The organism is Pseudomonas sp. H1_D04 (assembly GCF_054683855.1).
Map to the genome: position 1 here is coordinate 5141336 of NZ_CP162826.1, position 12659 is coordinate 5153994.

Consider the following 12659-nt stretch of genomic DNA (forward strand, 5'->3'; position numbering starts at 1 on the left):
TTAGTGGTCGCGTTCACGGTCGAGCAATTGCTGCTTGCGCTCAACGCCCCAGCGATAGCCGGACAGATCACCATTGCTGCGTACCACGCGGTGACACGGAATCGCGACCGCCAAACGGTTAGCGCCGCAGGCCTGGGCTACAGCCCGGAACGACTTGGGCGCGCCAATGCGCTCGGCAATTTGCCCATAGCTCGCGGTGTCGCCTACCGGTATATCGCGCAACGCCTGCCAGACCCGTTGCTGGAATGCGGTGCCGCGCAGGTCCAACGGCAAATCCAGCCCGAGGGCGGGTGCCTCGATGAAACCTACGACGTGTGCGATCAGCTGTTCGAAGTTGTGGTCGGCTCCCACCAGGTCAGCGTTGGGAAACTGGTCTTGCAGGTCACGCACCAGTTGGTCCGGCTCATCCCCTAGCAGGATCGCGCACACCCCGCGGCTGCTCTGGGCCACCAGAATCGAACCCAGTGAACATTCTCCGACAGCAAACAGGATTGCACTGTTGGTGCCGCCGGCCTTGTAGTCACTGGGTTTCATCCCCAGCAACTGGTCGGCTGATTCATAAAAGCGGCTATTAGAGTTGAAGCCAGCGTCGTACAAGGCATTGGTCACCGTCTGTTTTGCCTTGAGTCCGTTGCGCACTTTTTGTGAGCGATGTGCGCTGGCGTAGCCCTTCGGCGTCAAGCCGGTGACGGCTTTGAAGATCCGATGGAAATGGAAAGGGCTCAGCCCGGCGAGGGTGGCGAGGGTGTTGAGGTTGGGTGGGATATCTGCCTGCTCGATATGCCGGCAGGCGTCGGCCACCCGTTGTGCGTCTTGCGCGGCCCGTTGAGTCTGATCACCGGCGGCGCGTTTGCTGGGACGATAACCGGCTGCTTCGGCCTGCGCGGGTGTGTCGAAGAATTCGATATTTTCCGGGCGCGGCAAGCGCGAGACGCTGCTGGGACGGCAATACACGCCGGTGGTTTTCACACCGTAGACGAACAGCGTGTCGGCCTTGGAATCACGGGCGAGTATCGCCGCCCAGCGCGGATCTTGTTCGGTAGTCATGTTCGGCACTCTTGACGGATCCCGGCCAGATTAGCCGTGCCGCGCCGGTCAGGCACTCCGAAGCTTGCGCTCAAATTAGCCAGCGGTGCGAAAAGTCAGGTTGATGCGTTGCGGGCCCATGATCGGGTGCACGCCTTCCTTGATCGGCATCACACCATGAAAACGCAGGCGATCAACGCCGCCCCAGACAACCACGTCGCCATGGAACAGCGAGACCTTTTGGGTTTTGTCACTGCGCTGGTGTCCACCAAAAGGAAAATCGCCGGTAACCCCAGCGAAACCGACACCACGGGCGCGCTGTACTGACGTTCATTCTTGTCTTGATGCAGCGACATTTTGGCGCCTGGTACGTAGCGGTTGATCAGGCAAGCGTCGGGCGCGAAGTCGATAAACCCGGCGTCTGCCGCCGCCAGGACGGCAAGTTGTCGCAAAACATCGGGCAGTGCCGGCCACGGTTGTTGACTGCGCGGATCCAGCGGGCTGTAGCGGTAACCGCTGGTGTCGGTGGTCCAACCCAGGGCGCCGCAACTGCTCAGCGCCGCGGACATGGTGAAACCACCAGGGGTGACCATTTGCCGAAACGGGGATTGAGCCAGCACGCGCCGCAACTCGGGCAGAAGCCGCTCAATCCACGGCAGGGCGAAGCCCCGTAATACGTAGGACTGTTCACCAATTTGCTCGCGCCCTGCGGGTTGTTGCAAGGCGTCATCGGCGAAAAGGTCGGCTGTGGGGCCGGGCATGTTCTTACAGCGCCTTGCTCACGTTGATGTCGGTGATCACATCACTGGCATCATGGATTTTCGCCAAAGCCTGCAAGGCCTCTTCCACGCTGTTGGTCGTCAGTTGGGCGAACTCAAAACGGCGTTCGCCGTTGAGTTTGTACTTGATTACGTATTTGGTGGTGGTCACGGTGATTTCCTGTGGCGTGTTCGAATCAGCTCAGCTTGGTGCTGGTGCGACGTACAATGCGAATCTTGTGGGACAGCGCGGGTTTGCGCGTAACGCTGATGGCGCGGCGGGTCACTACATCCAGGGTAATGTTCCAAAATCCGGTGCTGGGAGCAGTGATCTTGGCGGGAAACTTGTCGAACGCGCCGCCGTGGTAAGTGTGACGGCCGCCATTTTTAAAGCTGCGAAAATTCGCATCGCTCATCAGGCGGATATTGCAAGTCTGCGAGCATTCGATGACGACGATATCTCCCTCATTGAGGTGCTCGCGCTGGTGAATGAATTTCATGAGGGTGTCTCCAGAAGGGCTTTTTCTGAAAAATCAGAACGATACGTAGGTTAAGATGGAGTTTATCAGCCCCAGCGCGTTTATTATCGGCCTGTCTTCAACGTCGTCGACAATTTAAAACAGTTATTTACCGAGTAATCAGGGATAAATCCTACGTGGGCGGGAGAAAATTACCATCCCGGCTGTCGTAGGGTCTTTAAGTGGAGATTTTGTATGAAGTGGAGTGTGTTGGTTCTGGCCTTGGCGATAGGTGGGTGTGCTTCGGTTGCAGATATCAAGCAGACCCCACCGACGCTGGCGGTCATTTCGGGGAAGAAACCCCAGGAATACGCCGCGTGTGTGGTTCGGAAACTATCTACTACCCGCCGGCCGCCCCAGATCGAGCCGCATAAGGACGGTGGCGTGCAGGTGATCGTTCCACAGAAGTTCTCGGCCGATCCTTCGGCGATTTTCGAAATTGACGAGCGTTCCAGTGGTAGCAGCATCAAGCTGTACGAGAGCATGTCCAACGTGCCGATCCGCCCGGGCGACGTAAAGAAGGCCGGGGAAGAATGCATTTCTGGCTGATGCCGTTGTGGAAAAATCAGATATGAAGCGTGAACACGTCCAAGCCCGGCAGGCCGAGGGGCAAATCTCGGCGACCCATGTCATCCAGAATCCTGCCGACCTTGGCGAATGGATCGTGTTCTTCAAGAAAAGCGGGGGCGCAGTTATTTCCTGGTCGATGATCAGGATGAGGTCGAATCCTTTGCCAGCCTTGATGAGCTGACCGAGATCCTAAGGGAGCTGGGCATCAAGTTTGCCGAGATCCACTTGTAGCCTGCAGTTACTTGCAGACCACCACCACACTGCGGTTTTTAAAATTGCCGACGTCCTGGCCCAAGGTCTTGTCGCTTTCCTTCAAGGATGGCGTGCCCTCTGTGCCGACGATGCGATAGCCGGTGCCTGCGCAGGAGGCGTCGGCTTTTTCGTAGCAGCTGGCCCAAGAGTTGGCTTCGCCGGAGCAGTCGATGGTCAGGCCTTGCTCGCCGTTTTTTAGGTAGACATCGGAAGTGGTGGTGCAGCCGGCAAGCGCCAGTACCGCAGTCAGTGCCAGAAGTTTGTTCATGAGTGTTCGTCGTCGAGGGTGTGGGAAGGGCGCTGACACTGTCGTGGGGCGTTTTCGGCAGATTATAGCGAACTGCCATCTAGGTACAGATAAACACAAAAAAAGCCCCTTAAATCGGGGGCTTTTTGCGTAGGCCTGTAGGCTTACTTGGTCTTCGGTCGTTTGCTCGACGCGTGGCCCGCTTCATCCACAAACACTTCGGCTACGGCAATCGCCATGCTCTCGGTCTCGAAAACGCCCGCGACGCTGTCGCCGTGGAAGTTGATCAGGTGCCAGCCGTCTGCTCGCTTGGTGATCAGGTAGCCGTTCACGCCTTTGGGTTCTGACATCTATTAACAATCTCGTGGTCTGGTTCAAGGTCATCATGATAGCGCCAAATGCCGAGCAGCCGCGCAAGTTATTCCAAGGCAGTGTTCCGGCCTTGAAAGCGTGCTAAAAGGGTTTACGCTCTTTTAAACAGGGGCGCGGGGGCATTTTTTGCCGTGGCGGTGCAAACGTTCTTCGTAAGATAAGTGGAACTTACGCCGACATTTTTTCTCTATGTTGACATCGCAACGCCAGCAGGACCCATTGTAAGGTGACTGCGGCGTGATTAGACTGCGCCGAATTCCGTACGCACAGCCCTTTGTAAGGACTTATATGATCAAGAAATGCTTGTTCCCAGCAGCCGGTTACGGCACTCGCTTCTTGCCAGCGACCAAGGCCATGCCTAAAGAGATGCTGCCGGTGGTAAACAAGCCACTGATTCAGTACGGCGTCGAAGAGGCATTGGATGCCGGTCTGAACGAAATCTCCATCGTTACCGGTCGTGGTAAGCGCGCCCTGGAAGACCACTTCGACATCAGCTACGAGCTGGAAAACCAAATCAAGGGCACCGACAAGGAAAAATACCTGGTCGGTATCCGCAAGCTGCTGGACGAGTGCTCGTTCTCCTACACCCGTCAGACCCAGATGAAAGGCCTTGGCCACGCCATCCTGACCGGTCGCCCGCTTATCGGTGACGAACCGTTCGCCGTGGTGCTCGCGGACGACCTGTGTGTGAACCTGGAAGGCGACGGCGTACTGACCCAAATGGTCAAGCTGTACCAGAAATACCGTTGCACCATCGTTGCGGTTCAAGAAGTTGATCCTCAAGAGACCAACAAGTACGGCGTGATCGCCGGTGACGACATTGGTGATGGCCTGATCCGCGTACGCGACATGGTTGAGAAGCCGGCGCCTGAAGATGCACCGTCGAACCTGGCGATCATCGGTCGTTACATCCTGACTCCGGACATCTTCAAGCTGATCGAAGAAACCGAGCCAGGCAAGGGTGGTGAAATCCAAATCACCGACGCCCTGTTGAAGCAGGCCAAAGACGGTTGCGTGATCGCGTACAAGTTCAAGGGTCGTCGTTTTGACTGCGGTGGCGCCGAAGGCTACATCGAAGCAACCAACTTCTGCTACGAGCACTTCTACAAGACTGGCAAGGCTTACTGATTCACGCTTGCCCGCTGCTAAAAAGCCACCTTCGGGTGGCTTTTTCGTTTTTCAGCCCCATGTAAGTCGGTATGCTGATGTCCTGCCGAGGAGAGTGAAATGGCCTACGATTTTGATCTGTATGTAATTGGCGCCGGTTCCGGCGGTGTTCGTGCGGCGCGCTTTGCTGCGGGCTTTGGCGCCAAGGTGGCCGTGGCGGAAAGCCGCTATTTGGGCGGCACCTGCGTTAACGTAGGCTGCGTACCTAAGAAGCTGTTGGTGTACGGCGCGCATTTTGCCGAAGACTTCGAGCAGGCCAGTGGCTTTGGCTGGTCCCTTGGGGAGGCGAATTTTGATTGGGCGACGCTGATCGCCAACAAGGATCGCGAGATCAACCGCCTCAATAGCATCTACCGCAACTTGCTGGTCAACAGTGGCGTGACCCTGCATGAAGGGCATGCGCGCTTGGTTGATCCGCATCAAGTGGAGATCAATGGCGAGCGTTTCACCGCCAAACACATCCTGATCGCAACTGGCGGCTGGCCGCAGATTCCGGATATTCCAGGGCGTGAGCACGCCATCGGCTCCAACGAGGCGTTCTTCCTTAAAGAGCTGCCCAAGCGCGTGCTGGTGGTTGGTGGTGGTTATATCGCCGTTGAGTTCGCGGGTATTTTCCATGGGCTGGGTGCTAAGACGTCGCTGCTGTATCGCGGCGATCTGTTCCTGCGTGGTTTTGATGGTGCGGTGCGCAAGCACCTGCAGGAAGAGCTGACCAAGCGTGGCCTGGACCTGCAATTCAATGCCGATATCGAACGCATTGAAAAACAAGCCGACGGTAGCCTTAAGGCCACCCTGAAGGATGGTCGTGTACTGGAAGCCGATTGCGTCTTCTACGCCACGGGCCGGCGTCCGATGCTGGATAACCTGGGGCTGGAAAACACAGGCGTCAAGTTGGATGAGCGCGGCTTTGTTCAGGTCAATGACCTGTACGAAACTACCGAAGCATCAATTCTGGCTATCGGTGATGTGATCGGTCGCGTGCAGCTGACGCCGGTGGCGTTGGCTGAAGGCATGGCCGTGGCGCGTCGTCTGTTCAAGCCTGAGCAATATCGCCCGGTGGATTACGCAATGATTCCGACAGCGGTATTCAGCTTGCCGAATATCGGCACTGTCGGCTTGACGGAAGAAGAGGCGAAAAAGAACGGCCATAAGGTGCAGATCTTCGAAAGCCGTTTCCGGCCAATGAAGTTGACCCTGACGGATTGCCAGGAGAAAACCCTGATGAAATTGGTGGTTGATGCCGACACCGACAAGGTGCTGGGTTGCCATATGGTCGGCCCGGACGCCGGTGAGATCGTCCAGGGCCTTGCGATTGCGCTCAAGGCCGGCGCCACCAAGCGTCACTTCGATGAAACCATCGGCGTGCACCCTACGGCGGCGGAAGAGTTCGTCACCATGCGCACGCCTGTGGCGGACTGATCAGGCTTTAGGTGTTGCCTCTGGCGCCGTTGCAACGACGGCCGCCAGTCGCAATGCCTCGATACTGGCCTGAGCCTTGATAAGGTCCAGTTCCAGGGTCTTGTTGGCGTGCTGGTGTTCGGTCAGCGCTTCCTGGCGTGACTGGCTTTCCAGCACGGCTACCCGCAGACGCTCTTGAAGCAGGGCGCGCTCGCTATCTATCTGGCTCATCTGTTCGCTCAGCTTCGCCTGCTGCGCTTGATCTTTGCGGGCTTGCTCCTGCAGCGTCGTCAATTCCTTCGCCGTCACCCGATGTTCGATCAGTAGGCGCTCGTTGTCGCGATGCAGTTGAGTGATCTCATCCTGGCGCACCATAGCGCTTTGTTGGGCCTGGCGCAGTTCCGCCTGTACCTGCTGCAACTGGCCTTCATGGCGCCGCTGCTCCTGCTCGCGTTGCTCCTTGATCGCATTGCGGTAGTGCTCCAGCGCGTCGCGGGCGTGAAGGTGCTTTTCTTCCAGTGAGCGAATCTGTTCGTCCTTATCGCTAATCCTCAGCTCGTAATCACTGCACGCCTGGCTAAGCCCTGCATTACGGGTTTGCTCGGTCTGAAGACTAGTACTAGCTGTTTGCAGCGCAGCGCTTTCTTCTGCCAGCGCCGCGGCCTGAATATCGAATTGCTGCTTGAGTTGGCCGTGGGCCTCTTGAAGCGCGTCGAGCTCAGCAAGCAGGGCAGCTTTCTGCTGTTCGAACTGCGCCAAGGCCAGGTCAATCGGCTCTTGAGCCTTCTCTTTTAAGCGCTGAGCCAGTCGCGAAACCAGTTCACCCAGCTCGTCGTCAATCGGCGCTTCGGTGATGGTTAGGCGACTTTCGCTGTCGTCCAGCTCCTTCAGGTAGCGATGGATCGTGGTTTTCGAACCGGTATTGCCCATTTCGATGCGTACTGCGTCGATGCTTGGGTTCTCGCCGCGGGCAAGGATCGCCAGGCGTGCCGTTTGAACTACTGCTTTATTTATGCCGCCGCGAGCCATGGGGTCTCCGTCGATTTAGTATTATGGTACATGGTATGTATATACGTACTATATCATCAATATGAAGTCCTTAAAAATCAAGCTTTCTCAGGTGGGATATTGGCGTATTATCCCGCGTCATAAGCGCTTCACGCGCAGAAACGCATGCCCGCAGTACGAATAGGCCTCCTATGAGCGATCTTGATCGTTATCTCAACGCTGCCACCCGCGACAACACACGCCGTAGCTACCGCGCGGCGATTGAGCACTTTGAAGTCAGCTGGGGCGGGTTTCTGCCGGCCACCAGTGACAGCGTGGCGCGCTATCTGGCGGCCCATGCGGGCGTGCTTGCGGTTAACACACTGAAGCTGAGGCTGTCGGCGCTTGCGCAATGGCACACCAGCCAGGGGTTCCCCGACCCGACCAAAGCCCCCGTGGTGCGCAAAGTGCTCAAGGGGATTCGCGCCGTGCACCCTGTGCAGGAGAAGCAGGCCGAGCCATTGCAGCTCAAGCATTTGGAGCAGGTGGTTGCATCGCTTGATGCTGAAGCGCGGGAGGCAGCCCACGCACACGATCAGCCGCGCTTGCTGCGTGCCAAGCGCGACACCGCGTTAATCCTGCTCGGCTTCTGGCGTGGCTTTCGTAGCGATGAGTTGTGTCGACTGAGCATTGAACATGTTCAGGCCACACCCGGAACCGGCATCAGCCTGTACCTTCCGCGCAGCAAAAGTGACCGCGACAACCTCGGCAAAACCTATCACACGCCTGCGCTGCTGCGCCTGTGCCCAGTCCAGGCCTACAGCGAATGGCTTAGCGCAGCGGCGCTGGTGCGCGGTCCGGTATTCCGGGGCATCGACCGTTGGGGCAACCTGGGCGAGGAGGGCTTGCACCCCAACAGCGTGATCCCGTTGTTGCGTCAGGCGCTGGAGCGCGCAGGCATCGCCGCCGAGCAGTACACCAGCCATTCCCTGCGTCGGGGCTTTGCCACCTGGGCCCATCGCAGCGGCTGGGATTTAAAGTCGTTGATGAGTTACGTCGGCTGGAACGACATGAAATCCGCCATGCGCTATGTTGAAGCGACGCCCTTTCTCGGCATGACATTGGCCACTCAACCGCTGCTTTGAGATTTCTTCTATTAATACAGTCTCCTGATAGGGAAAACCAATCGTCAGCATCAGGTTTGCCAATGAGCCAGCGTCGGAAAGAGTGGGTAGGATTCACCCCATCAACTTCTTAACCCCTGACGGAGAGTCAACGATGCCTATCATCAACAGCCAAGTAAAACCGTTCAAAGCTACCGCGTTCAAAAACGGCAACTTCGTAGACGTGTCTGATGCTGACCTGAAAGGTAAGTGGTCGGTGTTCTTCTTCTACCCAGCCGACTTCACCTTCGTTTGCCCAACCGAGCTGGAAGACCTGGCTGACAACCACGCCGAATTCCAGAAACTGGGCGTCGAAATCTACAGCGTTTCCACCGACACCCATTTTGCCCACGCTGCCTGGCACAACACCTCGCCAGCCATCGGCAAGATCCAATACACCATGATCGGCGACCCAACCCTGACCATCTCCCGCAACTTCGACGTGCTGATCGAAGAAGCTGGCCTGGCAGATCGCGGTACGTTCGTGATCAACCCAGAAGGTCAGATCAAGATCGTTGAACTGAACGACGGCGGTGTTGGCCGTGACGCTTCCGAGCTGCTGCGCAAAATCAAAGCTGCCCAGTACGTCGCTGCCCACCCAGGCGAAGTGTGCCCAGCCAAGTGGAAAGAAGGCGAGGCCACCTTGGCTCCGTCCCTGGACCTGGTCGGCAAGATCTAAGTCTATGAAGCATCAAGGGCGGGTTTCCGCACCTACCAAGTAAGCTGCAACCGCCCTCAAAAACGCCCGGGCGAGATTCGCTCGGGCGTTTTTTTATACCCAGAATTAAAGGAAATCGCCCGTATGTTGGACGCCAATCTTAAAGCTCAGTTGAAGTCATACCTGGAACGGGTCACCCAGCCGATCGAGATCGTCGCCTCCCTCGATGACGGCGCGAAATCCCAGGAAATGCTTGCCCTTCTGCAGGACGTAACCAGCCTCACCACGCTGATCGCCCTGAAAACCGATGGCGATGACGCGCGCAAACCGTCGTTCTCCATCAACCGCCCAGGTGCCGATATCAGCCTGCGTTTCGCCGGCATCCCTATGGGCCATGAATTTACTTCGCTGGTGTTGGCCCTGCTGCAAGTCGGTGGCCACCCGTCGAAGGCCAGTGTCGAAGTGATTGAACAGATTCGCGCCCTTAAAGGTAAGTTCAGCTTCGAGACTTACTTCTCGCTGTCGTGCCAGAACTGCCCGGACGTGGTCCAGGCGCTGAACCTGATGGCCGTTCTCAACCCGAACATCCGTCACGTCGCCATCGACGGTGCGCTGTTCCAGGCTGAAGTCGACGAGCGCCAGATCATGGCGGTGCCAAGTGTGTACCTCAATGGCGTGAACTTCGGCCAGGGCCGCATGGGCCTGGAAGAAATTCTCGCCAAGCTCGACACCAGCGGTATTGAAAAAGCCGCCGAAAAAATCAGCGCCAAAGACGCCTTTGACGTACTCGTCGTCGGCGGTGGTCCAGCCGGTTCAGCGGCCGCGATCTATGCTGCGCGTAAAGGCATCCGCACCGGTGTTGCCGCCGAGCGTTTTGGTGGTCAGGTGCTGGACACCATGTCCATCGAGAACTTCATCTCGGTACAGGAAACCGAGGGGCCGAAACTGGCCAGCGCACTGGAGGCTCATGTGCGTCAGTACGACGTGGATATCATGAACCTGCAACGTGCCAGCAGCCTGGTCCCGGCGAAAAACCCTGGTGACTTGCACGAGATTCGTTTTGAAAGCGGCGCGACGCTCAAGTCCAAGACCGTGATTTTGGCCACTGGCGCCCGCTGGCGTGAAATGGGCGTGCCAGGCGAGCAGGAATACAAAGCCAAAGGCGTATGCTTCTGCCCGCATTGCGATGGTCCGTTGTTCAAAGGCAAGCGTGTGGCAGTGATCGGCGGCGGTAACTCCGGCGTGGAAGCAGCCATCGACTTGGCGGGCATCGTGAGCCACGTAACCTTGCTGGAGTTCGATAGCAAGCTGCGCGCCGATGCGGTGTTGCAGCGCAAGCTGTACAGCCTGCCGAATGTTGACGTGATCACCAGTGCGCTGACCAGTGAAGTCAAAGGCGATGGCCAGAAAGTCACGGGCTTGGCATACAAGGATCGTGACAGCGGCGAGTTCAAGACCATCGACTTGGAAGGTATCTTCGTGCAGATCGGCCTGCTGCCTAATACCGACTGGCTCAAAGGCACCGTAGAGTTGACCCCGCGTGGCGAAATCATCGTTGATGCGCGTGGTGAAACTTCACTGCCCGGTGTGTTTGCCGCGGGTGATGTGACGACCGTGCCGTACAAGCAGATCGTGATTGCAGTAGGCGAGGGCGCCAAGGCTTCCCTGAGTGCTTTTGATCACCTGATCCGCACCTCCGCGCCAGCGTAACTACCCAGCTGCAAATGAAAAACCCCATGATCACTCATGGGGTTTTTTCGTTACAGCGGCGTGGGCTGGATAATCTCAACCCAGTACGCATCCGGGTCCTTGATGAACGCCAGGCTCTTCATGCGGCCATCGGTCAGGCGCTTCTGGAAATCGCAGCCCAGGGCTTCGAAGCGTTCACACGCAGCGACGATATCCGGCACCGCGATGCAGATATGGCCAAAACCACGCGGGTCGGTGTTGCCATTGTGGTAGGCGAAGTCGGCGTCGTTTTCGGTGCCGTGGTTGTGGGTCAGCTCCAGAATGCCAGGGATCGACTTCATCCACTGGGTGCGCGCGGCGGCGTCGGCCGGGATCTGGGATTTGTCCACCAGGGCCAGGAAATAGAGGCTGAATTCAGCCTCGGGGAAATCACGCTTTTCAACCAGCGAAAAACCCAGTACGCGGGTGTAGAAGTCCAGGGACTTGGTGATGTCCTTGACCCGCAACATGGTGTGGTTGAACACGAAGTTCGCGGTGGCGGTGTCAGGTTGGGCGGTGACGCCCGGGAAAGTGTTCAGTTCGTGCAGGCTCATGGGCCCTCCAGAAAAAAATGGGGCAAACGCGGCTCCAGGTGAGAGGAGCGTTCCCTTGGCTTGCGGCTGGCATCCGTGCAGCCGGGCCATGATACGCAAGGCCCGCCTGCTGCGCCAAATGAAAAAGGTCACGCGGGTCTTGCGATCAGCGGGTAGCGGGCCTCACACTTTGTCGCATGAACCTTGGGTATCTTTCGCATGACCGAACGTCGTAAACCGCTGTTGAGTGCTGTATGCCTGCTGTTGGCCAGTCCTTTCGTTTCGGCGGCGGATCCGGAAATCCACTGGCCCAGCGGCTGGCAAGTCGAGGAGGTGGTGCGTGATGGTGAAACGCCGGCAACGCCACAGCCGGTTTCGCGTCAGCGTGCAATCAAGAACGATGAAAACGGCAACACGCTGATGGTGATGGAGTTGACGGCAACGCCGACTGAGGCGGGCCATAACGTTAATCTTCAGGGGGTATTGCTGGAAATGCGCAAGTCCATCCAGAAAGATTTTGCCCAGAGCGGTTACCAAAGTGTCTGCAGCAAAATGCACTCGACAACATTGAGTCGGCTTGAGGCGATGGAAACTACCTGTGTGATTACCGAGAATGGACGGCACGTGCTTTCACAAACATTGGTGGGAGCTGTTGATACCGATAAAGCGTATGTTTTCTCATACGCGGGTCAAGCCGATGCTTACGAGGCGAGTAAGGATGAAGTCCGTTCGGTGCGCGACAGCCTCAAACTTTAAGTGCGTGTTGCGCGTCGAATTTGAACAAAATGAAATGTTATTTAAGTTCGGTTTCGAACCCTTGAATAAAAAAGCCCCGCTGACGCGGGGCTCTTTATTAGTGCGGTGTAATCAGCCGCGAAGCCAGGAATCTACAGTGGCGGCGCCATACTGTTCTTTCCATGCTTTGAGGCCGCGGTGGTTGCCGCCTTTGGTTTCGATAAGCTCGCCGGTGTGCGGGTTGTGGTAGACCTTGACCACGCGTGCACGGCGTTGTTTTGGTGCGTTGGCAGCAGCAGCGCTGGTCTTGCCCGGGTTTGGATCAAGGATCAGGATGATGTCACGCAGGCCTTTGCCGTAGGTTTTCATCAGCCCTTGAAGTTTTTCTTCGAATTCGATTTCTTTCTTCAGGCCAGCATCGTTCTTCAGGGATTCCAGCTGGGCAAGCTGCTCTTGAAGGGCTTTTTCTGCTGCGCGAAATTCGGCGAGTCTGGACAAAATCTGTACTCCAATAGTGTTGTTGGCTGATATCAACTGCAGACAAAGC

The 12659-nt window shown here is 57.2% G+C and carries 15 protein-coding genes and 2 pseudogenes; 8 read left to right on the forward strand and 9 right to left on the reverse strand.

Annotation, left to right across the window (positions count from 1 at the left end):
- From ada to AB4N82_RS23720, 4 genes and pseudogenes are all read right to left on the reverse strand, one after another.
- Positions 1-1047 (reverse strand): bifunctional DNA-binding transcriptional regulator/O6-methylguanine-DNA methyltransferase Ada, encoded by a 1047-nt coding sequence (gene ada / locus AB4N82_RS23705; protein ID WP_122765183.1) that lies wholly within the window; start codon positions 1045-1047, stop codon positions 1-3.
- Positions 1048-1122: 75 nt separating this feature from the next.
- Positions 1123-1619, reverse strand: a pseudogene (gene alkB, locus AB4N82_RS23710) (DNA oxidative demethylase AlkB).
- A 172-nt stretch (positions 1620-1791) separates the two neighbouring features.
- On the reverse strand, positions 1792-1956 hold the full coding sequence (locus tag AB4N82_RS23715) for a hypothetical protein (protein WP_095184721.1): 165 nt from the start codon (positions 1954-1956) through the stop codon (positions 1792-1794).
- Between the two features lie 25 nt (positions 1957-1981).
- On the reverse strand, positions 1982-2284 hold the full coding sequence (locus tag AB4N82_RS23720; RefSeq protein WP_003173824.1) for a DUF1883 domain-containing protein: 303 nt from the start codon (positions 2282-2284) through the stop codon (positions 1982-1984).
- Positions 2285-2497: 213 nt separating this feature from the next.
- On the opposite strand from AB4N82_RS23720, the gene AB4N82_RS23725 reads away from it, so the two are divergent.
- Positions 2498-2851 (forward strand): hypothetical protein, encoded by a 354-nt coding sequence (locus tag AB4N82_RS23725; protein ID WP_032885707.1) that lies wholly within the window; start codon positions 2498-2500, stop codon positions 2849-2851.
- A gap of 22 nt (positions 2852-2873) precedes the next feature.
- Positions 2874-3103: pseudogene (locus AB4N82_RS23730) on the forward strand (hypothetical protein).
- Positions 3104-3110: 7 nt separating this feature from the next.
- Here the strand turns inward: AB4N82_RS23730 and AB4N82_RS23735 are convergent.
- Entirely contained in the window at positions 3111-3392 is a 282-nt protein-coding gene (locus AB4N82_RS23735) for a hypothetical protein (RefSeq protein ID WP_032885705.1), read from the reverse strand.
- Between the two features lie 143 nt (positions 3393-3535).
- Positions 3536-3721, reverse strand: a complete 186-nt coding sequence (locus tag AB4N82_RS23740; RefSeq protein ID WP_003191311.1) for a hypothetical protein — start codon at positions 3719-3721, stop codon at positions 3536-3538.
- 310 nt (positions 3722-4031) lie between these two features.
- Here AB4N82_RS23740 and galU point away from each other — a divergent pair, with 310 nt between their 5' ends.
- The gene (gene galU, locus AB4N82_RS23745; protein ID WP_003212579.1) at positions 4032-4871 is read left to right on the forward strand and encodes a UTP--glucose-1-phosphate uridylyltransferase GalU; all 840 of its coding nucleotides are present in this window, start codon (positions 4032-4034) and stop codon (positions 4869-4871) included.
- 99 nt (positions 4872-4970) lie between these two features.
- On the forward strand, positions 4971-6329 hold the full coding sequence (gorA, locus tag AB4N82_RS23750; protein ID WP_122765181.1) for a glutathione-disulfide reductase: 1359 nt from the start codon (positions 4971-4973) through the stop codon (positions 6327-6329).
- On the opposite strand, the gene AB4N82_RS23755 is transcribed toward gorA, so the two are convergent.
- Positions 6330-7337 (reverse strand): DNA-binding protein, encoded by a 1008-nt coding sequence (locus AB4N82_RS23755; RefSeq protein WP_032885703.1) that lies wholly within the window; start codon positions 7335-7337, stop codon positions 6330-6332. It lies immediately after the preceding gene.
- A gap of 170 nt (positions 7338-7507) precedes the next feature.
- Between AB4N82_RS23755 and AB4N82_RS23760 the strand changes: the two genes are divergently transcribed.
- The 3 genes from AB4N82_RS23760 to ahpF all read left to right on the forward strand — a co-directional run bounded on the left by AB4N82_RS23760 (position 7508) and on the right by ahpF (position 10826).
- The gene (locus AB4N82_RS23760) at positions 7508-8440 is read left to right on the forward strand and encodes a site-specific integrase (protein WP_032885702.1); all 933 of its coding nucleotides are present in this window, start codon (positions 7508-7510) and stop codon (positions 8438-8440) included.
- Between the two features lie 133 nt (positions 8441-8573).
- Positions 8574-9137, forward strand: coding sequence for an alkyl hydroperoxide reductase subunit C (gene ahpC, locus AB4N82_RS23765; protein WP_032885701.1), 564 nt, complete (start codon positions 8574-8576; stop codon positions 9135-9137).
- A 123-nt stretch (positions 9138-9260) separates the two neighbouring features.
- Positions 9261-10826: an alkyl hydroperoxide reductase subunit F gene (gene ahpF, locus AB4N82_RS23770; protein ID WP_122765180.1), complete on the forward strand. Its 1566-nt coding sequence runs from the start codon at positions 9261-9263 to the stop codon at positions 10824-10826.
- 50 nt (positions 10827-10876) lie between these two features.
- Here the strand turns inward: ahpF and gloA are convergent, their stop codons facing one another.
- Positions 10877-11398, reverse strand: coding sequence for a lactoylglutathione lyase (gloA, locus tag AB4N82_RS23775; RefSeq protein ID WP_122765179.1), 522 nt, complete (start codon positions 11396-11398; stop codon positions 10877-10879).
- 198 nt (positions 11399-11596) lie between these two features.
- Between gloA and AB4N82_RS23780 the strand changes: the two genes are divergently transcribed.
- Entirely contained in the window at positions 11597-12133 is a 537-nt protein-coding gene (locus AB4N82_RS23780) for a DUF4946 domain-containing protein (protein ID WP_122757478.1), read from the forward strand.
- A gap of 111 nt (positions 12134-12244) precedes the next feature.
- Here the strand turns inward: AB4N82_RS23780 and AB4N82_RS23785 are convergent, their stop codons facing one another.
- Positions 12245-12610 (reverse strand): histone-like nucleoid-structuring protein, MvaT/MvaU family, encoded by a 366-nt coding sequence (locus tag AB4N82_RS23785; protein ID WP_095184729.1) that lies wholly within the window; start codon positions 12608-12610, stop codon positions 12245-12247.
- Between the last annotated feature and the right edge of the window lie 49 nt (positions 12611-12659).

Bases quoted from the DNA above. Each gene is read 5' to 3' on its own strand.
- ada (WP_122765183.1), bottom strand. From the start codon at position 1,047: ATGACTACCGAACAAGATCCGCGCTGGGCGGCGATACTCGCCCGTGAT.
- AB4N82_RS23720 (WP_003173824.1), bottom strand. From the start codon at position 2,284: ATGAAATTCATTCACCAGCGCGAGCACCTCAATGAGGGAGATATCGTC.
- AB4N82_RS23725 (WP_032885707.1), top strand. From the start codon at position 2,498: ATGAAGTGGAGTGTGTTGGTTCTGGCCTTGGCGATAGGTGGGTGTGCT.
- AB4N82_RS23735 (WP_032885705.1), bottom strand. From the start codon at position 3,392: ATGAACAAACTTCTGGCACTGACTGCGGTACTGGCGCTTGCCGGCTGC.
- AB4N82_RS23740 (WP_003191311.1), bottom strand. From the start codon at position 3,721: ATGTCAGAACCCAAAGGCGTGAACGGCTACCTGATCACCAAGCGAGCA.
- galU (WP_003212579.1), top strand. From the start codon at position 4,032: ATGATCAAGAAATGCTTGTTCCCAGCAGCCGGTTACGGCACTCGCTTC.
- gorA (WP_122765181.1), top strand. From the start codon at position 4,971: ATGGCCTACGATTTTGATCTGTATGTAATTGGCGCCGGTTCCGGCGGT.
- AB4N82_RS23755 (WP_032885703.1), bottom strand. From the start codon at position 7,337: ATGGCTCGCGGCGGCATAAATAAAGCAGTAGTTCAAACGGCACGCCTG.
- AB4N82_RS23760 (WP_032885702.1), top strand. From the start codon at position 7,508: ATGAGCGATCTTGATCGTTATCTCAACGCTGCCACCCGCGACAACACA.
- ahpC (WP_032885701.1), top strand. From the start codon at position 8,574: ATGCCTATCATCAACAGCCAAGTAAAACCGTTCAAAGCTACCGCGTTC.
- ahpF (WP_122765180.1), top strand. From the start codon at position 9,261: ATGTTGGACGCCAATCTTAAAGCTCAGTTGAAGTCATACCTGGAACGG.
- gloA (WP_122765179.1), bottom strand. From the start codon at position 11,398: ATGAGCCTGCACGAACTGAACACTTTCCCGGGCGTCACCGCCCAACCT.
- AB4N82_RS23780 (WP_122757478.1), top strand. From the start codon at position 11,597: ATGACCGAACGTCGTAAACCGCTGTTGAGTGCTGTATGCCTGCTGTTG.